The sequence below is a fragment of the Streptomyces sp. NPDC127114 genome (genome assembly GCF_042677525.1).
Taxonomy (GTDB): domain Bacteria; phylum Actinomycetota; class Actinomycetes; order Streptomycetales; family Streptomycetaceae; genus Streptomyces.
In genome coordinates, this window is the sequence record NZ_JBHXTJ010000012.1 from 1 (window position 1) to 22,394 (window position 22,394).

The 22,394-nt window shown below is 73.0% G+C and carries 16 protein-coding genes; 11 read left to right on the plus strand and 5 right to left on the minus strand.

Annotation, left to right across the window (positions count from 1 at the left end; all coding sequences use genetic code 11):
* Nucleotides 1-140 precede the first annotated feature (140 nt).
* Nucleotides 141-599 carry a peptidase inhibitor family I36 protein gene (locus ACFVGS_RS14815; protein ID WP_385692659.1) on the minus strand — a complete coding sequence of 153 codons (459 nt, stop codon included), beginning with the start codon at nt 597-599 and terminating at the stop codon, nt 141-143.
* Nucleotides 600-685: 86 nt separating this feature from the next.
* Entirely contained in the window at nt 686-1,669 is a 984-nt protein-coding gene (locus tag ACFVGS_RS14820) for a hypothetical protein (RefSeq protein ID WP_385692660.1), read from the minus strand.
* A gap of 129 nt (nt 1,670-1,798) precedes the next feature.
* On the opposite strand from ACFVGS_RS14820, the gene ACFVGS_RS14825 reads away from it, so the two are divergent.
* The 6 genes from ACFVGS_RS14825 (at nt 1,799) to ACFVGS_RS14850 (ending at nt 11,381) form a co-directional block, all read left to right on the plus strand.
* The gene (locus tag ACFVGS_RS14825) at nt 1,799-2,809 is read left to right on the plus strand and encodes an ArsR/SmtB family transcription factor (protein ID WP_385692661.1); all 1,011 of its coding nucleotides are present in this window, start codon (nt 1,799-1,801) and stop codon (nt 2,807-2,809) included.
* A gap of 253 nt (nt 2,810-3,062) precedes the next feature.
* Nucleotides 3,063-4,751 carry a TROVE domain-containing protein gene (locus tag ACFVGS_RS14830; protein WP_385692662.1) on the plus strand — a complete coding sequence of 563 codons (1,689 nt, stop codon included), beginning with the start codon at nt 3,063-3,065 and terminating at the stop codon, nt 4,749-4,751.
* A 383-nt stretch (nt 4,752-5,134) separates the two neighbouring features.
* Nucleotides 5,135-7,384 (plus strand): MMPL family transporter, encoded by a 2,250-nt coding sequence (locus ACFVGS_RS14835; RefSeq protein ID WP_385692663.1) that lies wholly within the window; start codon nt 5,135-5,137, stop codon nt 7,382-7,384.
* Nucleotides 7,362-7,964, plus strand: a complete 603-nt coding sequence (locus tag ACFVGS_RS14840) for a GNAT family N-acetyltransferase (RefSeq protein ID WP_385692664.1) — start codon at nt 7,362-7,364, stop codon at nt 7,962-7,964. The genes ACFVGS_RS14835 and ACFVGS_RS14840 overlap by 23 nt, the downstream gene beginning before the upstream one ends.
* A gap of 153 nt (nt 7,965-8,117) precedes the next feature.
* A complete protein-coding gene (locus tag ACFVGS_RS14845) occupies nt 8,118-8,291 on the plus strand; it encodes a hypothetical protein (RefSeq protein ID WP_385692665.1) in 174 nt (57 codons plus the stop codon).
* A gap of 48 nt (nt 8,292-8,339) precedes the next feature.
* Nucleotides 8,340-11,381: an AAA family ATPase gene (locus tag ACFVGS_RS14850; protein ID WP_385692720.1), complete on the plus strand. Its 3,042-nt coding sequence runs from the start codon at nt 8,340-8,342 to the stop codon at nt 11,379-11,381.
* Here the strand turns inward: ACFVGS_RS14850 and ACFVGS_RS14855 are convergent.
* The 3 genes from ACFVGS_RS14855 to ACFVGS_RS14865 form a co-directional block, all read right to left on the minus strand.
* Complete coding sequence (locus ACFVGS_RS14855; protein WP_385692721.1) at nt 11,265-11,624, minus strand: DUF6191 domain-containing protein; 360 nt, start codon at nt 11,622-11,624, stop codon at nt 11,265-11,267. The genes ACFVGS_RS14850 and ACFVGS_RS14855 overlap by 117 nt on opposite strands.
* Nucleotides 11,625-11,739: 115 nt before the next feature.
* A complete protein-coding gene (locus ACFVGS_RS14860) occupies nt 11,740-12,831 on the minus strand; it encodes a PQQ-dependent sugar dehydrogenase (RefSeq protein ID WP_384422750.1) in 1,092 nt (363 codons plus the stop codon).
* Nucleotides 12,832-12,989: 158 nt separating this feature from the next.
* On the minus strand, nt 12,990-13,991 hold the full coding sequence (locus ACFVGS_RS14865; RefSeq protein ID WP_384422739.1) for an aldo/keto reductase: 1,002 nt from the start codon (nt 13,989-13,991) through the stop codon (nt 12,990-12,992).
* A gap of 74 nt (nt 13,992-14,065) precedes the next feature.
* Between ACFVGS_RS14865 and ACFVGS_RS14870 the strand changes: the two genes are divergently transcribed.
* The 5 genes from ACFVGS_RS14870 (at nt 14,066) to ilvC (ending at nt 22,295) form a co-directional block, all read left to right on the plus strand.
* Nucleotides 14,066-15,028: a 2-hydroxyacid dehydrogenase gene (locus ACFVGS_RS14870; RefSeq protein WP_385692666.1), complete on the plus strand. Its 963-nt coding sequence runs from the start codon at nt 14,066-14,068 to the stop codon at nt 15,026-15,028.
* A gap of 722 nt (nt 15,029-15,750) precedes the next feature.
* The gene (locus ACFVGS_RS14875; RefSeq protein WP_385692722.1) at nt 15,751-18,516 is read left to right on the plus strand and encodes a putative bifunctional diguanylate cyclase/phosphodiesterase; all 2,766 of its coding nucleotides are present in this window, start codon (nt 15,751-15,753) and stop codon (nt 18,514-18,516) included.
* A 241-nt stretch (nt 18,517-18,757) separates the two neighbouring features.
* On the plus strand, nt 18,758-20,611 hold the full coding sequence (locus ACFVGS_RS14880) for an acetolactate synthase large subunit (RefSeq protein WP_384422744.1): 1,854 nt from the start codon (nt 18,758-18,760) through the stop codon (nt 20,609-20,611).
* A 29-nt stretch (nt 20,612-20,640) separates the two neighbouring features.
* Nucleotides 20,641-21,168 carry an acetolactate synthase small subunit gene (ilvN, locus tag ACFVGS_RS14885; RefSeq protein ID WP_128978596.1) on the plus strand — a complete coding sequence of 176 codons (528 nt, stop codon included), beginning with the start codon at nt 20,641-20,643 and terminating at the stop codon, nt 21,166-21,168.
* A 125-nt stretch (nt 21,169-21,293) separates the two neighbouring features.
* Complete coding sequence (gene ilvC / locus ACFVGS_RS14890) at nt 21,294-22,295, plus strand: ketol-acid reductoisomerase (RefSeq protein WP_385692667.1); 1,002 nt, start codon at nt 21,294-21,296, stop codon at nt 22,293-22,295.
* The last annotated feature ends 99 nt before the right edge of the window (nt 22,296-22,394 follow it).

Below are 22,394 nucleotides of genomic sequence, written 5' to 3' on the forward strand. Positions count from 1 at the left end.
ACTTTTCAACCAGATCCCCCAACCCCTTTTTGTTTTTTTTGTCGTGGGCTCGGTTTTGTTTATACGCGCCAGGCACCCGGGGGGGGCCCCGCACCGGAGTTCCGGTGCGGGGCCGCTTTCTGCGTCGCAGGTCTGACGGCTCAGAAGCAGGAGACCGAGGTCGTCGGCCGCAGCAGCAGGGAGGTGGACTCGTCGCGCTGGCCGACGCCGTTTCCGTCCACGAAGTCGTCCGTCAGCCGGTCGTGGGTCACGTAGCTGCCGGGGTTCACACAGAAGTTGAAGTTCTGGTAGCCGGGGTCGCGGTAGTAGTGGCTCTCGTAGCCGCTGTTGCTGGAGTTGCTGGCGGACCACGAGTTGTCGTTCACCGTGGCGCCGCTCGGGTAGAACGCGTCGTCCCTGAAGTCGGCGTCGCTGTTGAAGTAGTTGTGCGCGGAGGTCCCGATGCTGCCCTCGAAGACGCAGTGGTAGCCCGAGGGGCAGCTGGGGCCGGCGGCCGCGGACGAGGCGGCCGCGACGCCGCCGCCGAGGAGGAGGGCGGTCGCTCCGGCGACGACGGCGAACTTCCTGCGGAGCCCGGACTTCACGCCAGTGTTAATCATGGACATGCCAATCTCGCTTCCGTGTGGGTGTGGGTGTGGGTGTTGTCGTTGGTGCTAGGGGTGTCGGTGACGATCCGCTCCTGGGTTCAGGGGCGGAAGACTTTGGTGGTGGTGGTGCTGGGGGCGGCGGTGGCGGTGGCGGTGGCAAGGACCTCTCCGGCCGCCTTCTCCTGGCGGGCGGAGAGCTTCTTCCAGCCCCGGCCGATGTCGGGGTGCGCGTCCAGCCAGCGCTGCTGAACGGCGGCGAGCCGCTCGTACGCGGTGGTCAGGTATCCCGTCTCCGCCTTGCAGCGCAGGTCCGCCGCGGCGACGGGGCCGGTCCGCCGCTCCTCGTCCGAGCGCAGTGAACGCTGCACCTGTACGGGGTCCTCGGCCTTGACCCCGGCCCGGTCCATGCACTCACGCCAGCGCGTCGTGACCGCACGGAACGCGGAGTCCTTCTCCACCTCCTGGCGGGCGTCCTCCTGCGCCTCGAAGAGCCTGATCCGTACCTGGAGCCAGCGCATCCGCCCGTCGCCGAGCAGGCGCGTCTCCGCTTCGGCGAGACAGCCGTCGCCCGGCCGGGAGACGCTCAGCCGCAGGCCTCTGGCGGTGACCCGCCTGGCCTCGTCGCCGAAGAGCGCACGCGCGTACGCGTCGGTGCTCTCCGGGCTGCCGGGCCTCGGCGGTGCCTCGGGGGAGACCGTGGGGGCGGCGGCGCGGGGCGGAGCCGTGGACTCGAGGCCGAAGGGCTGCGGGCGCTCGTCGTCGCCGCCCTCCCCGCCCGGGTTCCTGGGCGGCGGGACCGGGGCGTACCGGTAGCCCCGCTCGGCCATGCAGGCGATGGCGACCTTCTGCTGGGCCTCGGCGCTACGGACATGAGGGGTGAAGAGGAGGCCGGTCACGGGCGGCAGCCGGTGCAGCGCGGCCGGTTCGGCGGGGGCCGCGGTCCGCGCCGGGCCGGAACCCGCCGCCGCGCCCGAGGCTGTACCCGTACCCGTACCGGTGACCGCTCCCGAACATCCGGCGGATGCGGCGATGACCGCCCCGGCGGCCGCCGCGCGGACGAACTTCGTCAGGGCCTCGGGCATTTTTCGATCCACCGTCCTGTTGGAGAGTCGTGCTGGTCAGCACCGGACGGATCAGAGTCTGCGCGGACGGGGGGAGTGCCGTGAACATGTGTGCGCCGGAGCGTAATTTCCCAGGTGGGAGGGGCTGAGATGCTGCGCATTCACTTCACGGGGGAAGACCTCGCGCGGATGCGGATCGCCCCCGGACCCGACCCGATGTGGGAGATGCTGCTCAGCCTCCACCGGCTGCAGAAGAGGGACGCGGGCGTCGTCCTGGGGCCGTGGTTGCGGGAGTCGCTGCCCCGAGTTCCCCCGGCGACACGGCTGTTGACGGCTCTCGTGCCCCCGGCCGGCTTGGCACCGGACTTCCTGACGCCCGCGGTCGGCGGTGGCCTCGCCGCCCAGCTGGAGGCGCTGCGCTCCACACCGCGTCATCAACTGTCGCAAGACCTTCGCGAGTTCACCCGGCAGAACCTCTCGCGGCGGCTGCCGACGTGGGTCCGGGAGCTGGCGGAGGGGGAGTCCGAGGGGATCGGCCGGGTCGCGGACGCGGCGCAGGCGTACGTCGACGCCGTGATCGGCCCGTTCTGGGAGCGCATCCGGGCGCAGGTGAGCCGTGACCGGGTGCGGCGCTCGGCCGTGCTCGCCGAGGGAGGCTGGGACGCGGTCCTCGGCACGCTCCATCCGTCGGTGCACTGGGAGTATCCGGTGCTCCGGGTGGAGGGCCTGCGCGACGGCGATCTCCACCTCGGCGGACGCGGTCTGCGGCTCCAGCCCGCGTTCTTCCGCCGCTGTGGGCCGACGGCGCTCTGTGACCCGACGCTGTCCCCGGTCCTCGTCCACCCGATCGAGCACGACGTCCGCTGGGCCACCCCGGACGCGGGCCCGGCGGACGGGCGGGCGCTCGCCCATCTCCTCGGCCCGACCCGGGCCACCCTGCTGTCCGCGCTGGCCGACGGCGTCGCCAACACGGGGGAACTCGCCCGCCTCGCCGGCACCACCGCGCCCAACGCCAGCCGGCACATCACGGCGCTGCGCGAGGCGGCGCTGGTCTCCAGCCAACGCCACCGCAATGCGACACTTCACTCGGTGACCGACCTCGGTCTCGCCCTCCTGGAGGGCGGAAGAAATTCGGATGCGCGATCCGAGCCGCCCGGGTAGCGTCCTTCGTGACGTCTCCCGATGCGCCGTGTCCCGGTTACTTCTGACAAAAAACACACCGTGGCACACCTTTGATCCCGGGAGGCGTCCTTCGGTCGTCTCCGCTGTCCTGGGCTCTCCTCTGCGTCTCTCCTCCGGTTTCCGTCCTCGGCGTTCTGTCTTCCGCACGCACTCATCCGCGTGCGCTCTCCCACGTGCGCTCTTCCGCGTGCGCTCTTCTGTCTTCCGTTTCCCGATCGGGGGGATTCTCTGCATGACCCGGTTCAACCGTCAGCGGTCCAAGGTCGAGGCACGACACGAGATCGAGACCGAGGTTCCGGGGTTGACCAGGCGGGGTGTGACCCTGCCGCTGTCCACGCACGGGGAGTGGACCGTGACCTCCCCGGGGGCCGCGCGGACGGTGACCGTCTTTCCGACCTCCGTGCTCCGCAATCACGAGGGCGGTGCCGGATTCGCCCGGCCGCCGAAGCAGGAGTTGTTCCTCCTCGCCGTCAGCAACATGGTCGGACAGGAGAGTTTCTACGAGGGCGCCGCACCGCGCGACCTCCGCTATGCGCGGCTGGTGCGGCAGCTCGCGGTCAGTGACCCGGTATGGACGCTGGGGCTGCTGCGCTGGCTGCGGACCGAGGCGCACATGCGGACCGCCTCCGTCGTCGGCGCCGCCGAGTTCGTACGGGCGCGGACCGAGGCGCGGGCCGTCGGGTTCTCCCGGCAGGCCGTCGACGCCGTGCTGCAACGGCCGGACGAGCCCGGCGAGTTGCTGGCCTACTGGACCGCCCGCTACGGGCGGCGGCTGCCGCAGCCGCTGCGGCGCGGGGTCGCCGACGCCGTGCGCCGCCTCTACACCGGCCGCGCCCTGCTCAAGTACGACACCGGCGCGCGCGCCTTCCGCTTCGGCGACGTCCTCGAACTGACCCATCCCGCGCCCGCCCACCCCCGGCAGGGCGAGCTGTTCCGGTACGCGCTCGACCGCCGGCACCGGCCCGACCGCGCCGTGCCGCCCGCGGGTGACGCGCTCCTCGGCGCCCACCATGCCCTGCTCGCCGTGCCGGTCGCCGAGCGGTACGCCCTGGTGACGGGGGCCGGCGGCGCCGAGCGGCTGCGGGCCGCCGGGATGACCTGGGAGTCGGTCGCCGGCTGGCTGCAGGGTCCCCTGGACGCCGCCGTCTGGGAGGCCCTGATCCCCTCGATGGGCGCCATGGCCCTCGTACGGAACCTGCGTAACTTCGATCTCGCCGGGATCGGCGACAGCGCCGCCGCCGACGTCGCCCGCCGGATCTCCGACCCGGACGAGGTGCGCCGCTCCCGCCAGTTCCCCTTCCGCTACCTCGCCGCGCACCGCAACGCGCCCTCCCCGCGCTGGCACGAGGCCCTGGAAGCGGCACTGCAGCACTCCCTGTCCCAGGTGCCCGAGCTGTCCGGCCGGACGCTGGTCCTGGTCGACCGGTCCGGCTCGATGTTCGACGCGCCGAGCGCCAGGAGCCTGCTCAACCGGGCCGACTCCGCCGCGATCTTCGGCAGCGCCCTCGCGCTGCGCGCCGAGCACGCCGACCTCGTCGAGTTCGGCAGCACCAGCCGGGCCGTGCCCCTCAGCCGCGGCGAGTCCGTGCTGCGCGCGCTCGACCGGTTCCACGACCTCGGTGGCACCGATACCGCCGGGGCCGTGCAGCGGCACTACGACGGGCACGACCGCGTCGTCGTGGTCACCGACGAGCAGGCCTACTGGACGCCCCGCGTCGACCCGCTGGCCGTCGTCCCCGAGTACGTCCCCGTCTACACCTGGAACCTTGCCGGCTACTCCCAGGGCCACACCGCGTCCGGCCCCCACCGCCACACGTTCGGCGGGCTCAGCGACGCCGCGTTCCGCCTCGTACCGCTCATCGAATCCGGCGCCGCGTCGGCCTGGCCGTGGGAGCCCGACGACGCCGGCCCCCGGGCGTGACCGCCGTCCACCGGCCGCGGTGACTCCGAGCCCTCCGCGAGCGCGGCCGGTGGACCCGCACGGACACGCAGTGTGACCGGGAAGCCTGGCAAGATCCGTACCGTCGTCCACTCCGCCGCCGACGCGTACGGCCGGTGCGAGTCGAGGTGACCGGTCCCGACGGCTGCCGAAGCCGGCTCATGGGCCACATCGGGACGGGCGCCCCGGCGTCTCCGGACGGGTCCGCTCGTCCGCGGGAGGCCGGGACCTCGGTCCGGACCTCCCGGGCATCCCTGTGAGGATCGCCACGAAAGGGGCAAACGATCACGTTTGGCTGCGACAGTGGGCGGAGCGCCGGGCCACGGCAGTGGGCGGAGCACCGAACCATCCAGGGAGTACGTTCTTTGGCAGCCATCGCCCGGTGGTGCGTCAAGCACCGCCTCGTAGCCGTCCTGCTCTGGCTCCTCGCCCTCGGCGGGGTCGTCACCGGAGCGGCGATCGCCGGCAGCGCGTACTCCAACGACTACGAGGTCCCCGGTACCGAGTCGGGGCGCGCCACCGCGCTCCTCGACGAGGGCTTCCACGGCGCCGGCGGCGACACCGACACGATCGTCTGGCACACCGACCGCGGCAGCGTGCGCGCCGCCGACGTCGAGCAGCGGATGTCCGCCATGCTCAAGAAGGTCGAGGCGCTGCCCGGCATCGCCTCCGTCACCTCCCCTTACGGCTCCGCCCAGGGGCAGATCAGCGAGGACGGCCGCACCGCCTACGCCGCCGTCACCTTCGACGCCCAGGCCGACGACATCCCGAAGGCCGAGGCCCAGGCCCTCGTCGACACCGCCAAGACCGCCGCCACCGACCAGGTGCGGGTGGAGCTCGGTGGCGGCGCCGTCGCCCTCACCGAGGCGCCCGGCGGACACATCGCCGAGGCCGTCGGCGTGGCCGTCGCCGCCGTCGTCCTCTTCCTCGCCTTCGGCTCGCTCGCCGCCTCCCTGCTGCCCATCGCGACCGCCCTGGTCAGCGTGGGCATCGCCTATTCCGGGATCGTGCTCCTCGGCCACGTCATGACGGTCGCCGACTTCGCGCCCATGCTGGGCATGCTCATCGGCCTCGGCGTCGGCATCGACTACGCGCTGTTCATCGTCACCCGGCACCGCAAGGGCCTCAAACGCGGCCTGCCCGTCGCCGAGGCCGCCCGGATCGCCGTCGCCACCACCGGACGCGCCGTGGTCTTCGCCGGCGCCACCGTCTGCATCGCGCTGCTCGGCATGCTGATCCTGCGGCTCGGCTTCCTCAACGGCGTGGCCATCGCCGCCTCCCTGACCGTCGTCCTCACCGTCGCCGCCTCCGTCACCCTGCTGCCCGCGCTGCTCTCGCTCATCGGCATGCGCGCCCTCAGCCGCCGCGAACGGCGCCAGCTCGCCGAGCACGGACCGCAGCCCGAGCTGCCCACCGGCTTCGCCGCCCGCTGGTCCGCCTTCGTCGAGCGGCACCCCAAGCTGCTCGGCGCGGTCGCCGCCGTCGTCATGGCCGTCCTCGCCCTGCCGACGCTCGCCCTCCACCTCGGCACCTCCGACCAGGGCAACAACCCGGCCACCGCGACCACCCGCCAGGCCTACGACCTGATCGCCGAGGGCTTCGGGCCCGGCGTCAACGGGCCGCTCACCCTCGCGGCCCGGCTCGACGGCGCCGACGACCGGGTCGCGCTCGACGCGCTCCCGGCCGAGCTCGCGCACACCAAGGGCGTCGCGTCCGTCTCGCCGGTCACGTACAACAGCGGCGGCGACACCGCCGTCCTGACCGTCGTCCCCGACTCCGCGCCGCAGTCGAAGGCCACCAGCGAGCTCGTGGACCGGCTCCGCGACGACGTCCTGCCGACGGCCGCGGACGGCACCTCGCTCCAGGTCCACGTCGGCGGCGTCACCGCCTCCTACGACGACTTCGCGGAGATCATCATCGGCAAGCTGCCGCTCTTCGTCGGCGTCGTGATCGCCCTCGGCTGCGTCCTGCTGCTGCTCGCCTTCCGCTCGATCGGCATCCCGCTCAAGGCCGCGCTGATGAACGTCGCCGCCGTCGCCTCCGCCTTCGGCGTCGTCGTCGCGATCTTCCAGTGGGGCTGGGGCAGCGAACTGCTCGGCCTCGGCAGCGCCGGGCCCATCGAACCCTTCCTGCCCGTGATCATGGTCTCGGTGCTCTTCGGGCTCTCCATGGACTACCAGGTCTTCCTGGTCAGCCGGATGTACGAGGAGTGGCTGGAGACCGGCGACAACCGGCGCGCGGTCCGGGTCGGCCTCGCCGAGACCAGCCGGGTGATCAATTCGGCGGCGGTCATCATGATCTCCGTCTTCCTCGCCTTCGTCCTCTCCGGCGACCGGGTCATCGCGATGTTCGGCATCGCCCTCGCCGCCGCCGTCGCCCTGGACGCCTTCGTCCTGCGCACCCTCCTCGTCCCCGCCCTCATGCACATGCTCGGCGGCGCGAACTGGTGGCTGCCCCGCCGGCTCGACCGGCGCCTGCCCCGGATCAGCATCGAGCCGCCCGAGTCCCGGGTCGCCGCCGACGCCCGTGCGAAGATCGCCGCGAAGATACCCGTGCAGCGAGTGGTCATCGGACAGGCAGAGGAGAACGAGGATGTTCGCGATATCGCTGGGTGACGACGGAGCCGAGCTGACGCCGCTCGCGCCCTGGCAGGCCGGGGAGTTCCTGGCCCACATCGACCGCGGCCGCGAGTTCATCGGCGCCCACGTCGGACTGCCCGACATCGTGACCGACCTCGACACGGCCCGCGCCCACCTCGTCCGCTACGCCGACAAGGCCGCCCGGGACGCCGGCTACCTCTACGGCATCCGCGTCGACGGACTGCTCGTCGGCGGCGTCCTCTTCGTCACCTTCGACACCGCGAGCGGGGTCGCCGAGGCCGGCTGCTGGATCGAGCCCGTCTACGCCGGGCGGGGCCTGGTCACCCGGGCCTGCCGGGCCATCCTCGACTGGGCCGTCGAGCGGCGCGGCATCCACCGCGTCGAATGGCACGTCGCCCCCGAGAACACGCCCAGCATCGCCGTCGCCCGCCGCCTCGGCATGACCAGGGAGGGCGTGCTCCGCGAGAACTACCCCTACCGCGGCAGGCGCGCCGACACGGAGATCTGGTCCGTCCTCGCCCCCGAGTGGAGGGCCGCGAAGGCCGCGTCCCAGGCCGCCGCGGACCCCGCCCAGGCCGCCTCCGGCACCGCCTAGGACCGTACGGGCGGGGCCCTAAGGCCCCTGCGGAGACGCCTAAGGCCCTCCGTACGCCGAACATGCGGCACTCTCCCCATGTGCCCCACCCCTCTGGGAGACGAAGGTAGAGGCATCGCAAGGAGCGATACCGAAACCCCGGAGGAGCACGACATGTTCGAGTACGAGCTGCACCAGGCCCGCCACGCCGAGCTGGTCCGCGAGGCCGCCGCCGAGCGCCTCTCCCGCGAGGCGGGCCGGGTCGCCAGGACCCGCCGGGCGAGCCGCCGCCAGGAACCGGAAGGGCGGGTGAGCGCCGCGAAGCACCGCTTCGTCCGGGCCGCGTGACCTCGCATGCACCACCCCCGTACGAGCGACAGGGCGCGTGCCTGTGCGATGCTCGGCGCCGTGGAGACCAGGTCAGTCAGCCCCGTCTTCGTCGGCCGGGCCGGCGAACTCACCGCCCTCACCGAGGCGCTCTCCCGCGCGGGCGCGGGAGAGCCCCAGGCCCTTCTCGTGGGCGGCGAGGCCGGCGTCGGCAAGACCCGCCTCGTCGAGGAGTTCACCACCCGCGCCCGCGCGGCCGGCGCCGTCGTCGCCCTCGGCGGCTGCGTCGAGATCGGCGCCGACGGACTGCCCTTCGCACCCTTCTCCGCCGCCCTGCGCGCCCTGCGCCGCGAACTCCCCGAGGAGTTCGCCGCCGCCGCCGACGGACAGGAGGGCGAACTCGCCCGCCTGCTGCCCGAACTCGGCGACCCGCTCGGCCACGAACCCGCCGCCGAGGACGCCACCGCCCGCCTCTTCGAGCTGACCGTACGGCTCCTGGAGCGCGTCGCCGCCGACCGCGCCGTCGCCCTCGTCCTGGAGGACCTGCACTGGGCCGACGCCTCCACCCGGCACCTCCTCGCCTACCTCTTCCGCACCCTGCGCAGCGGCCGCGTCGCCGTCGTCGCCACCTACCGCGCCGACGACATCCACCGCCGCCACCCGCTGCGCCCGCTGCTCGCCGAGCTCGACCGGCTGCGCTCCGTCCGCCGCATCGAACTCGCCCGCTTCACCCGCGGCGAGGTGCACCGCCAGCTCACCGGCATCCTCGCCGCCGAACCCGACCCGGCACTCCTCGACGAGGTCTTCGAACGCTCCGACGGCAACGCCTTCTTCGTCGAGGAACTCGTCGCCTCCCACGAGTCCGGCTGCGCCGCCGCCCACCTCAGCGACTCCCTCCGCGACCTCCTCCTGGTGCGCGTCGAGACCCTCCCCGAAGCGGCCCAGCGGGTCGTCAGGACCGTCGCCGAGGGCGGCTCCACCGTCGAGTTCGACCTGCTCGCCGCCGTCGCCCGGCTCTCCGAGGACGAACTCATCGAGGCGCTGCGCGCCGCCGTCGGCGCCAACATCCTGCTCGCCGCACCCGACGGCGACGGCTACCGCTTCCGCCACTCCCTGGTCCGCGAGGCCGTCAGCGACGACCTGCTCCCCGGCGAACGCTCCCGCCTCAACCGGCGCTACGCCGAAGCCCTGGAGACCGACCCCGGCCTCGTCCGCGCCGACGAGCGCGCCAACCGGCTCGCCACGTACTGGTACCACGCCCACGACGCCGCCCGCGCCCTGCCCGCCGTCCTGCGCGCCTCCGTCGAGACCCGCAAGCGCCACGCCTACGCCGAGCAGCTCCGGCTCCTCGAACGCGCCATGGAACTCTGGGACAAGGTCCCCGACGAGGTCCGCGGCGCACTGCGCCCCATCGACTACGCCGAGGCCTACCCGGCCTGCGGCTGCGACCCCGAGACCACGCCGCTGCGCTTCCTCGACCTGCTCGCCGAGGCCGCCGTCGCCGCCCGGCTGTGCGGCGAACGCGAACGCGCCCTGAAGATCGGCAAGACCGCGCTGCGGATCCTCGAGGGCGACGAGGAGCCCGACCCGCTGCGCGCCGCCTGGTTCTACGTCGAGCGGGCCCGCATCCAGTCCAACCTGGGCCGCGGCAACGGCTGGCCCGAGATCGCCCGCGCCGAGGAACTCGTCCGCGGCCTGCCGCCGTCCGCCGTCCACGCCGTGGTCCTCGCGGTCTCCGCCGGCTGGGGCATGCTCCGCAACCCCGGCCCCGAGGCGATCGCCGCGGCGGAACGCGCCGTCGAATACGCCCGCCTGGTCAAGGCGGAGTCGATCGAACTCACCGCCCGAGGCACCCTTGGCACCATCATGGTGGCCGCCGGCGACACCGAGCGCGGCCTCGCCGAACTGCACGCGGTGCGCGAACGCACCATGGCCCTGGGCCAGTTCCACGAGGCGTCCCGCACCCATGTGAACCTCTCCTCCTGCCTCGAAGGCCTCGGCCGCTCCCACGAGGCCGTCGAGGTCGCCACCGCGGGCATCGAGATGTGCCGCGTCCGCGGCCTCGCCGACAGCGCCGGCTGGATCCGCGCCAACCTCGCCGAGTCGCTGCACTCCCTCGGCGAGTGGGACCGGGCCAGGGACGAGGCGGAACTGCTGCTCCGCTCCGGAGCGGCCGGCACCAAGCCCGGCGGCACGGCCCTGCTGCAGCTGGCCGTCCTCGCCGTCACCCGCGGCGAACCGGCCACGGCCGCCGCCCGCCTCGCCGAGGCCGGCGCCCGCTACGGCACCGCCCGCGACCCCATGCCGCAGTACACCCTGCCGATGGCCGAGGCCGCCGTGCTCGTCGCCGCCGCCGAAGGCCGCCTCGCCGACGTACGGACCGAGGCCGCCGCCGCGGCCGACGCCGGCTTCCCGCCCGGCACCCACCGCTACGGCTGGCCGCTGATGCTCGCCGCCGTCACCGCGGAGGCCGACGCCCGGGGCCTCCCGGCCGCCGCCGAGGGCCGCCCCGCCGCCCTCGACCTCGTACGCCGCCACACCCGCGGCCTGGCCGCCCCCGCGCCCGTCTGGCAGGCCTACGCGCTGTACGTCTCCGCCGAGCTGGCCCGCGCCGAGGACCGCGCCACCGCCGAACGCTGGACCGAGGTCGTCACCGCCTTCGAAGCCCTCGACCGCCCCTACGACCTGGCCCGGGTCCGGCACCGGCTCGCCGACGCCCTCCTCGCCGAGGGCGGCCGACGGGAGGAGGCCGCGGCCCTGCTCCGCGCGGCCCACGCCACCGCCGCCCGGCTCGGCGCCCACCCGCTGCGTGAGGACGTCGAGCTGCTCGCCGCCCGCGCCCGGCTCGCCCCGCTGACCGCCGACCCGGCGGCTCCGGCGGAGGCCGCCGAGCCCGAGGACGACGCCTTCGGCCTCACCCCGCGCGAGCAGGACGTCCTGCGTCTGGTCGCCGAGGGCCGCACCAACCGTCAGATCGCCGAGGAGCTGTTCATCTCACCGAAGACCGCCAGCGTCCACGTCTCCAACATCCTCGCCAAGCTCGGCGTCGCCGGCCGCGGCGAGGCCGCCGCCCTCGCCCACCGCCTCCGCCTCCTCGACGCCCCGGCCTGACCGCGCGGACTCCTCGCGCGGGGCCTCCCCGGGCGAGGCGTCCCCGGGCGGGTCGTCCTCGCGCAAGGCGTTCTCGGGCGCGGTGTCCTCTGGCGAGGCCGGTATGCGTATCGTCACCTTGCCCGAGGCCAGGTCTATCGGCCCCCGGTGCGGATCGCCGTCGCCGATGTCCTCCCGCGTCAGGGCGAGCCGCTGCCGCTCGTCCTCCGTGTGCTTGCGGCCCGGCGCGAAAAGCTCTTCCATCAGGTTGAACACGTGCCCCGCCTCCCTCTGAGGTGCCCCCGCCCGTCCCGGACGCCGACCTAGGCCGTCTCTTCCGGATCTTGGCCGGGTCCGGCCCTGATCCGAAAGAAACGGCCTAGCCGACCTCCAGCCGGAGGATCCGGTCGTCCCCGGACTCCGGAGTGCCCCTGGTGTCGGTCTCGCTGGTCACCAGCCACATCCGGGAGCCGTCGCCGGTCGCCAGGACCGTGCGCAGCCGCCCGTACTCACCCTTCAGGAACGCCTGCGGCTCCCCGGATCGTTCCGCACCGGCGAGCGGGATCCGCCACAGCCGCTCGCCCCGCAGCCCCGCCATCCAGACCGCGCCGCGGGCATGGGCGATGCCGCTGGGCGAGGCCTCCTCGGTCCGCCACTGGGCCACCGGGTCCGTGAACCCGGCCCGCCCGGCCCGGCCCTCCACCTCCGGCCACCCGTAGTTCCGCCCGGGCTCGATCCGGTTCAGCTCGTCCCAGGTGTCCTGTCCGAACTCGGCCGCCCACAGCCGCCCTTCGCCGTCCCAGGCGAGGCCCTGCACGTTGCGGTGGCCGTACGAGTAGACGACGGAGTCCGGGAACGGGTTGCCCGGTGCCGGGCGGCCCTCCGGCGTCATCCGCAGGATCTTCCCGCCGAGCGAGCCCTTGTCCTGTGCCAGCCCGGTCCGGCCCGTCTCGCCCGTCCCCGCGTACAGCATTCCGTCCGGTCCGAACGCGATCCGTCCGCCGTTGTGGACGAAGCCCTTCGGGATGCCCGTCAGGACCGGCTCCGGTGCCCCGAGCCGGTCGCCCGGCCCGCCCCCGTACCGCATGCGGACGATCCGGTTGTCCTCGGCCGCCGTCAGATACGCGTACACCCAGCCGTCCCGCACGGCCAGGCCCATCAGCCCGCCCTCACCGCCGGGCACCACCCCGGGCACCTCGCCGAGCGAGGTCTGCCGCCCCGTCCGCCCGTCGACCCGGGTGATCGTCCGCTCGTCGCGCGAGGAGACGAGCAGGTCGCCGCCGGACAGCTCGGCCAGCCCCCACGGCGATCTGAGCCCCTCGGTCAGCGTGCCCGCGACCCGCACCGTGCCCGCGGCGGGCTTCGGCGACGCCGACGGGGCCGAAGAGGCCGGCGGCGACGACGAGACGGACGGCCCGGCCGTCCGACCGCCGTCCCCTCCCGAGGACGAGGAGCACCCGGCCACCAGCATCAGCGCGGCGGCGCCTCCCGCCACGCCTCTCACGACGACCCGGCCCCGCACCCGGTCTCGAACTCGGTACCGACCCATGCTCCCGACCCCTTCCAGCGGCGATCTCCACTCTTGATACACCGCTCGGCCCGATCAGGTTCCCGCCTCCACGGCGCGCCCTAGTCCCAGGATCCCCTGGCCGCCGGCAGCGCCGCGATCTCCGCGAGGTCCGCCGCCGCGAGCCGCAGACCCGCGGCCCGCGCGTTCTCCACCGCCCACTGCTCCCGCTTGGCGCCCGGGACCGGGATCACGTGCGGGCCCTGCGACAGCACCCAGGCCAGCGCGACCTGCGCCGGGGTGACGTCCGCGCCGTGCCGGGCCGCGATCCTGCGCAGCCCCGCCACCAGCGGCTGGTTGGCCGCCATCATCTCGGCCGTGAAGCGCGGGTGCCGGGCGCGCGGGTCGTCCGCCTCGAAACCCCCGCCAGGAGTCAGCGTCCCGGTCAGGAATCCGCTGCCCAGCGGCATCGCCGCCAGGAAGCCGACACCGCGCGCCGCGCACCACGGAAGGAGCCGCCCCAGGGCCTCGGGCGACCACACCGACAGCTCCGCTTCGACCGCGCTCACCGGGAAGACCTGCTGGATCCGCTCCAGCTGCCGGATCGTTCCCTCATAGCCGCCGCCCGGCGCGCCCCGCCGGGCCGACCGGGCACCCACGGCGCACAGACCGAGCGCCCGCACCTTGCCGGCCCGCACCAGGTCCGCCATCGCGCCCCAGGTCTCCTCCACCGGCACCTCGGGGTCGGCCCGGTGCAGCTGGTAGAGGTCGATCACGTCGGTCTGCAGCCGCCGCAGCGAGGCGTCGCAGGCCCTGCGGACGTACGAGGGGCGGCCGTTGGCCACGACGTGCCCGTCGCCCACGAGCAGCCCGCACTTCGTCGACACGAAGGCGTCCGCCCGGCGCTCCTTCAACACCCGCCCGAGCAGCAGCTCGTTGGTGAACGGACCGTACATGTCGGCGGTGTCGAGCAGGTTCACCCCGGCGTCCAGGGCCGCGTGCACCGTCCGCAGCGAGCGGTCGCCCCGCCGCTGCGAGGCGCTGTACGCCCAGCTCATCGGCATGCATCCGAGGCCCACCGCCCCCACACCGAGCGCCGCCGCCCCGATCGTCCTGCGCTCCACCTGCCGGTACCCCTCCCTGTGCAGCCCCCAAAGTAACCAATGGCGCACGGGATTCTTCGCATAGCCTCCCGGTCATGACACTCGATGACACCGCCGCTGACGTGTGGCTTCCGATCCCCGCGGACGAGATCGACGGACTCCCGGCGCCGGGCGCGTCGGGCCTGAACTACCGTTTCTGGGACGGCGGACCGGAGTTCCCGGCCGATCCCGCCCGCTGCGCCTTCTACGTCGTGCCGTACATGAAGGGCGAGGCGATCGCCGTCCGGCCGCTCGCCGGGATGTCCTCGGTACGGGTCGTGCAGACGCTCTCCGCGGGCGTCGACCACGTCACGCCCGGTCTCGGCCTGCTGCCCCCGGGCGCGAGGCTGTGCAACGCCAGGGGCGTGCACGAGGCCAGCACCGCCGAGCTGACGCTCGCCCTGATCCTCGCGTCGCTGCGCGGGATCCCCGGCTTCGTGCGCGGCCAGGAAGCCGAGGAGTGGCGGGCCGGCTTCTACCCGGCGCTCGCCGACAAGTCCGTACTGATCGTGGGCTACGGGTCGATCGGTGCCGCCATCGAGGACCGGCTCGCGCCCTTCGAGTGCGCGCGGGTCCTGCGCGTCGCGCGCTCGGCGCGCACCACCGGACGCGGTCCGGTCCACCCGCTCACGGAACTGCCCGCGCTGCTGCCCGAGGCCGACGTGGTCGTGCTCTCGACGCCGCTCACCCCGCAGACCCGGCACCTGGCCGACGCCGGATTCCTCACCCGGATGAAGGACGGCGCCCTGCTGGTCAACGTGGCGCGCGGCCCGGTGGTGGACACCGCCGCGCTTCTGAAGGAGGTGGAGAGCGGCCGGATCACCGCGGCACTCGATGTCACCGACCCGGAACCGCTGCCGGCCGGACACCCGCTGTGGCACGCTCCCGGTGTGCTGATCAGCCCTCATGTGGGCGGATCCACCTCGGCGTTCATGCCGCGGGCCAAGCGGCTGATCGCGGCGCAGGTCACCCGGTTCGCCGCGGGCGAGGAGCCGGCGAACGTGGTGCTGACCACCTGAGCCGGCGGCGGACGGCGTGCGCCCCCCGAACGCGCTCCTCACAAGCCCCCTGGCCGTCACGGAGAGTACTGCACCCCTGTCCCTGAGTGACGATCCTGGTGTATGGTCCGGGAGCGGGGGACTGCGTCGAGAACGGGCAGACGCTGGGGAGCGAAGTGACGGGACATCAGATTCCGAGGGGGGCGACGGGTGATGCACGGCCGGGCGACCCACGATCCGACGCGGCGGTGCCGCCGGCCATCCCCGCGCGCCTCGCAGCCGCCCTGCCGGGCCGGGCGGTCCCGGACCAGCCCGACCGCGCCGCAGGGCCCGACGGCACGCCGTCGACCGCGCCCGGCGCCGAGCGCCACCCCGCCGATCCGGTCACCGTGGCCGTCCCCGCCCCTCGCGCGGCCGACGACCCGCCCGGCGCGGACGGCGGCAGGGACACCGGCGCCGACGCGGCACCGGCGACCGCCGTCGGCCCCGTGCCGGACGGCTCCCCGCCCGACACCCTCTGCGGCCGGCACGACGACGTCTCCGGCGGCTGCGGCGGGCACGAGGTGGCCGAGCCGGACCGGTCGCGCGGCGGCCTCGGCATGCAGCCGGCGCACGAGCACCCCGGCGAGACGCCGGAGGAAGCGGTGACGACCGGCACGCTCGCCCGGCGGCGGCCCGCCGCCGGCGGGCCCGGACCCCGGGCGGGTGCGGGGGCGCCCGGACCCGAGCGGCAGGGGCCCGACATGGGCGGAGTGGCCGCCCAGATCGGCCTCGGGCTCGTCTGCGGCGGATACGCCACCGGCGCGGCCCTCGGCTGGGGCTCGCAGCAGCTCGCGCTCTTCATGGGCGACTTCGGTCTGAGCGCCGCCGCGCTCGCCGCCGCCGTCTCCTGCTTCCGCTACGCGCGGGACCACGGCCACAGCTTCCGCCCGGCCTGGTACCTCTTCGCCTTCTCGTCCTTCATGGCCGCCGTCGGCAACGCCGTCTGGGGCTGGTACGAGGTCGTGCTCCGCCAGGCGGTGCCCAGCCCGTCCGTCGCCGACCTGTGCTTCTTACTCTTCGCCCCGCCCGCCATCGTCGGCCTGCTCGTTCTCGCCAAGAAGCCCGTCACCCGGGCCGGCTGGGTCTGCCTCGGCCTGGACTCCTGGCTGATCGGCGGCTCCCTGCTCACCCTGTCCTGGAGCCTCGCCCTCGCCCACACCGCGTACGTGCCGGGCGAGAGCGTGGCCCGGGCGGCGCTCTCCCTCGCGTACCCGCTGCTCGACATCGTCCTCGTCAGCATGGTGCTCGCGCTGCACTTCCGCCGCTCCCACATCAACCGCTCGGCGATCAACACGGCCATCGCCGCCCTCGCGCTCACCGTGCTGTGCGACGCGCTGTTCACCTCGCCGCTGCTGCGCGAGCACTACAGCTCGGGCCAGCTCCTCGACGCCGGCTGGTTCGCCGGGTCGCTGCTGCTCGCCTACGCGCCCTGGGGCGTGCGCCGGCCCGCCGACGCGCCGCCGCCCGCCGCCGTGCGCGCCCGGCAGCCCCACAGCCGCCCCCTCGCCGGGTCGCTCGCCGCCCTCACCCCGTACCTCGCGGCCGCGGTCTGCACGCTCGGCATCCTGTACAACGTCGTCGAGGGACGCAGAGTGGACCGCGTCGTCGTCTTCACCGGCTGCACGGTCGTGCTCGCGCTGGTCGTCCGGCAGGGCATCATGCTGCTCGACAACATCGCCCTCACCCACGAACTGGCGCAGAAGGAGAACCACTTCAGGTCCCTCGTGCAGGGTTCCAGCGACGTCATCATGATCGCCGCGCCCACCGGGATACTCCGCTACGTCAGTCCCGCCGCGTCCGGTGTGTACGGCCGCGAGGCGGAGGAGCTGATCGGGTCCGAGCTGGCCTCCCTGATCCACCCCGAGGACCTGGGCGCCGTCGTCCACGAGGTGCGCCGCTTCCTGGCCGCGCCGCCGTCCGAGGAGCCCACCACCCGGATCGAGTGCCGCTTCCGCTCCGGCCGCGGCGAATGGCTCAACGTCGAGTCCACCGTCAACCGCCACCAGGGCGGGCTGATCTTCAACAGCCGTGACGTGACCGAACGCGTGCGCCTCCAGGCCCAGTTGCGGCACAACGCGGAGCACGACCCGCTCACCGACCTGCCCAACCGGGCGCTGTTCACCGAGCGGGTCCGCGGCGCCCTGAGCGGCCGCCGGGCCTCCGACGCGGGCACCGCTGTGCTCTTCATCGACCTGGACGGCTTCAAGGCCGTCAACGACCGGCTCGGGCACCAGGCGGGCGACGAGCTGCTCGTCCAGGCCGCGCGCCGGCTCCACGACTCGGTACGGGCGGGCGACACCGCGGCCCGGCTCGGCGGCGACGAGTTCGCCGCGCTCATCCTCGGCGACGGCACCCGCGACCGGGCCGAGCGCGAGCGCCGGGTGCACGAGATCGCCGACCGGCTGCGGGGCACCCTCTCCCAGCCGTACCGCGTCGACGGCGGCGAGGTGCGGGTCGCCGCCTCCATCGGCGTCGCCTTCGCCGAGCCCGGCATCAGCGCGGGCGACCTGCTGCGCAACGCCGACCTCGCCATGTACCGGGCCAAGGCCGCCGGCAAGGACCGGGTCGAGCTCTACGCCCCGCAGATGCAGGCCGAGGTGGTCCGCCGCACCGAGCTGGCCGCCCGGCTGCGCACCGCGCTGCACGACGGCGAGTTCGCCCTGCTGCACCAGCCGGTGGTGGACCTGAACACCGGCCGGATCTCCGCCGTCGCCGCGCAGGCCCGCTGGCGCTCCGCCCAGGGCATCCTCTTCACGCCGGCCGAGTTCCTGCGGGTCGCCGACGACGGCGAGCGCACGGCCGAGCTGGGCCGCTGGCTCCTGGAGGAGGCCGTGGAACAGGCCGCCGAACGGGCCGGAATCGGCCATCGCACGCCGGTGACCGTCCGGCTCTCCGCGCGCCGCCTGCTCGACCGCTCCATGCCGCTCGGCTCGGTGGAGTCGCTGCTCACCCGCCACGGGCTGCCCTCGGGCTCCCTGATCATCGAGCTGGCCGACAGCGACCCCCGGGACCCACGGGTCTCCTTCGACGAGCTGGAGCAGCGGCTGGCCGCCCTGCGCCGGCTGGGCGTCAAGATCGCCCTGGACGGATTCGGCAGCGGACATGCCGCGATCGACGCCCTCCGGCGGCTTCCGGTCGACATACTGAAGCTGGACCGCGGCCTGGTCGAGGGCATCGTGGAATCGGCCAGACTGCGGAAGATCACCAGCGGTCTGCTGCGCATCGCGGGTGACCTGGGCATGCAGTCCGTCGCCGACGGCGTGGACATGCCCGAGCAGGTGCTCGCCCTGCGTTCCATGGGCTGCACCCACGGGCAGGGCATGGCCTTCTCGGGCCCGCTCGACGAGTACCGGCTGCGCCGGGCGCTGGTCCGGGACGAGTACCCGCTGCCCGGCGAGGTGGCGCTGACCGGCGGAAACCGTCCCCCGTCCCGCTCACATTCTGAGACTCCCGTCCCACCCACTTGACACTGACCGTCCGTCGGGGGGAGGGTCAGTGCCATGCGCACCCGAATTCTCGTACTTGGAAAGCGCGTCGGCTGAGGCAGGCCCGGTAGAAGGCCCGCCTGAAACGCACCCGACGCGCTCCCCTCGCTTGCCTCCCGGCACGAGGGGTTTTTTGTTGCACCGGATCAACGCAAAATCGACTTAAACCCTCGCAAAACGCCTCGCACACCACCTGGCACCAACCCTCTGCTTCGAGAAGAGAATGCTGATGACCGAGCAGGCCACCGGGCACCATCCGCAGCCGCGGACCCGTAGCGGCGCACAGCCCGCCACCACCGTCGAGCACGTCACGGGTGCGCAGTCCCTCATTCGCTCTCTCGAGGAAGTGGGCGCCGACACCGTCTTCGGCATCCCGGGCGGCGCGATCCTCCCGGCGTACGACCCGATGATGGACTCCCAGCGGGTGCGCCACATCCTGGTCCGCCACGAGCAGGGCGCGGGGCACGCCGCCACCGGCTACGCGCAGGCCACCGGCAAGGTCGGCGTCTGCATGGCGACCTCGGGACCCGGTGCCACCAACCTGGTCACCCCGATCGCCGACGCCCACATGGACTCCGTCCCGCTGGTCGCGATCACCGGCCAGGTCGCCTCCAAGGCGATCGGCACGGACGCCTTCCAGGAGGCGGACATCTGCGGCATCACGATGCCGATCACCAAGCACAACTTCCTGGTCACCAAGGCCGAGGACATCCCGCGGACGATCGCCGAGGCCTTCCACATCGCCTCGACCGGCCGCCCGGGCCCGGTTCTGGTCGACATCGCCAAGGACGCCCTCCAGGCGAAGACCACCTTCAGCTGGCCCCCGCAGACCGACCTGCCCGGCTACCGCCCGGTCACCAAGCCGCACGCCAAGCAGATCCGCGAGGCCGCCAAGCTGATCACCGCCGCCAGGCGGCCCGTCCTGTACGTCGGCGGCGGCGTCCTCAAGGCCGGCGCCACCGCCGAGCTGAAGGTCCTCGCGGAGCTCACCGGCGCCCCGGTCACGACCACCCTGATGGCCCTGGGCGCGTTCCCCGACAGCCACCCGCTGCACGTGGGCATGCCGGGCATGCACGGTTCGGTCACCGCCGTCACCGCGCTGCAGAAGGCCGACCTGATCGTCGCCCTCGGAGCCCGCTTCGACGACCGCGTCACCGGCAAGCTGGACAGCTTCGCCCCGTACGCCAAGATCGTCCACGCCGACATCGACCCGGCCGAGATCGGCAAGAACCGCACCGCCGACGTCCCGATCGTCGGTGACGCCCGCGAGGTCATCGCCGACCTGGTCCAGGCCGTCCAGGCCGAGCACAGCGAGGGCAACAAGGGCGACTACACCGCCTGGTGGAGCGACCTCAACCGCTGGCGCGAGACCTACCCGCTCGGCTACGACCTGCCGGAGGACGGCAGCCTGTCGCCGCAGCAGGTCATCCAGCGGGTCGGCCAGCTCGCGCCCGAGGGCACGATCTTTGCCGCGGGCGTCGGCCAGCACCAGATGTGGGCCGCCCACTTCATCGACTACGAGCGCCCCGCCACCTGGCTCAACTCCGGCGGCGCCGGAACGATGGGCTACGCGGTCCCCGCCGCGATGGGCGCCAAGGCCGGCATGCCGGACCGCACGGTCTGGGCGATCGACGGCGACGGCTGTTTCCAGATGACCAACCAGGAACTGGTCACCTGCGCGCTCAACAACATCCCGATCAAGGTCGCCATCATCAACAACGGCGCCCTCGGCATGGTCCGCCAGTGGCAGACCCTGTTCTACAACCAGCGCTACTCCAACACGGTGCTGCACTCCGGCCCGGACGACGTCAACCCGGACGCGCGGGGCACCCGCATCCCGGACTTCGTCAAGCTGTCCGAGGCCATGGGCTGCGTCGCCCTGCGCTGCGAGGACCCGGCCGACCTCGACAAGGTCATCGAGGAGGCCAACGCCATCAACGACCGCCCGGTCGTGATCGACTTCATCGTCCACGAGGACGCCCAGGTCTGGCCGATGGTCGCCGCGGGCACCTCCAACGACGAGGTCATGGCCGCCCGGGGCGTCCGCCCCGACTTCGGCGACGGCGAAGACGACTGAGACGAAGAGCGAAGGAAGAGACCCACACCATGTCCACCAAGCACACGCTCTCCGTCCTGGTCGAGAACACGCCCGGCATCCTCGCCAGGATCGCCGCCCTCTTCTCCCGCCGCGGCTTCAACATCGACTCGCTCGCCGTCGGTGTCACCGAGCACCCCGACATCTCCCGCATCACCATCGTGGTCAGTGTCGAGGACCTGCCGCTGGAGCAGGTGACCAAGCAGCTCAACAAGCTGGTCAACGTCCTGAAGATCGTCGAACTCGAGCCCAGCGCTGCGATCCAGCGCGAGCTCGTCCTGGTGAAGGTCCGCGCCGACAACGAGACCCGCTCCCAGATCGTCGAGATCGTCCAGCTGTTCCGCGCGAAGACCGTGGACGTGTCGCCCGAGGCCGTCACCATCGAGGCCACCGGATCGAGTGACAAGCTGGAGGCGATGCTCAAGATGCTGGAGCAGTTCGGCATCAAGGAGCTCGTCCAGTCCGGCACGATCGCCATAGGGCGTGGCGCCCGGTCCATCACGGACCGTTCGCTGCGCGCCCTCGACCGCAGCGCCTGACAGCAGTCCGCAGGCGACGGCGGACCACGGGTCCACACCCGGGTCCGCCTGTCGAGACCCGAAAACTTCACTCCCGCACCCCGCCGTACGGTGGGAGCAACACCAGCACCTCAAGGAGATTCCCAGTGGCCGAGCTGTTCTACGACGACGACGCCGACCTGTCCATCATCCAGGGCCGCAAGGTCGCGGTGATCGGTTACGGCAGCCAGGGCCACGCCCACGCGCTGTCGCTCCGTGACTCGGGTGTCGACGTGCGTGTCGGTCTGCACGAGGGCTCCAAGTCCAAGGCCAAGGCCGAGGAGCAGGGCCTGCGCGTGGTCTCGCCCGCCGAGGCCGCCGCCGAGGCCGACGTCATCATGATCCTGATCCCGGACCCGATCCAGGCCAAGGTCTACGAGGAGTCGATCGCCCCGAACCTGAAGGACGGCGACGCCCTCTTCTTCGCCCACGGCTTCAACGTCCGCTTCGGCTTCATCAAGCCCCCGGCCGGCGTCGACGTCGCCCTGGTCGCCCCGAAGGGCCCGGGCCACCTGGTCCGCCGCCAGTACGAGGAGGGTCGCGGCGTCCCGGCGATCGCGGCCGTCGAGCAGGACGCCACCGGCAACGCCTTCGCGCTCGCCCTGTCGTACGCCAAGGCCATCGGCGGCACCCGCGCCGGTGTCATCAAGACGACCTTCACCGAGGAGACGGAGACCGACCTCTTCGGCGAGCAGGCCGTCCTCTGCGGTGGCGCCAGCGCCCTGGTGAAGGCGGGCTTCGAGACCCTGGTCGAGGCCGGCTACCAGCCGGAGATCGCGTACTTCGAGTGCCTCCACGAGCTGAAGCTGATCGTGGACCTCATGTACGAGGGCGGCCTGGAGAAGATGCGCTGGTCCGTCTCCGAGACCGCCGAGTGGGGCGACTACATCACCGGCCCGCGCATCATCACGGACGCCACCAAGGCCGAGATGAAGAAGGTCCTCACCGACATCCAGGACGGCACCTTCGCCAAGAACTGGATGGACGAGTACCACGGCGGTCTGAAGAAGTACAACGAGTACAAGACCCAGGACGAGAAGCACCTCCTGGAGACCACCGGCAAGGAGCTGCGCAAGCTCATGAGCTGGGTGAACGACGAGGAGGCGTAAGCCTTCCGGCGCGGGGGGCGGCCAGCGTTCCCGCGCCCCCCCCCACGGCAGGGACACCCCCGCCACCACGGTCCGGTGGAGCGTGTAGCAGAGCGGCAG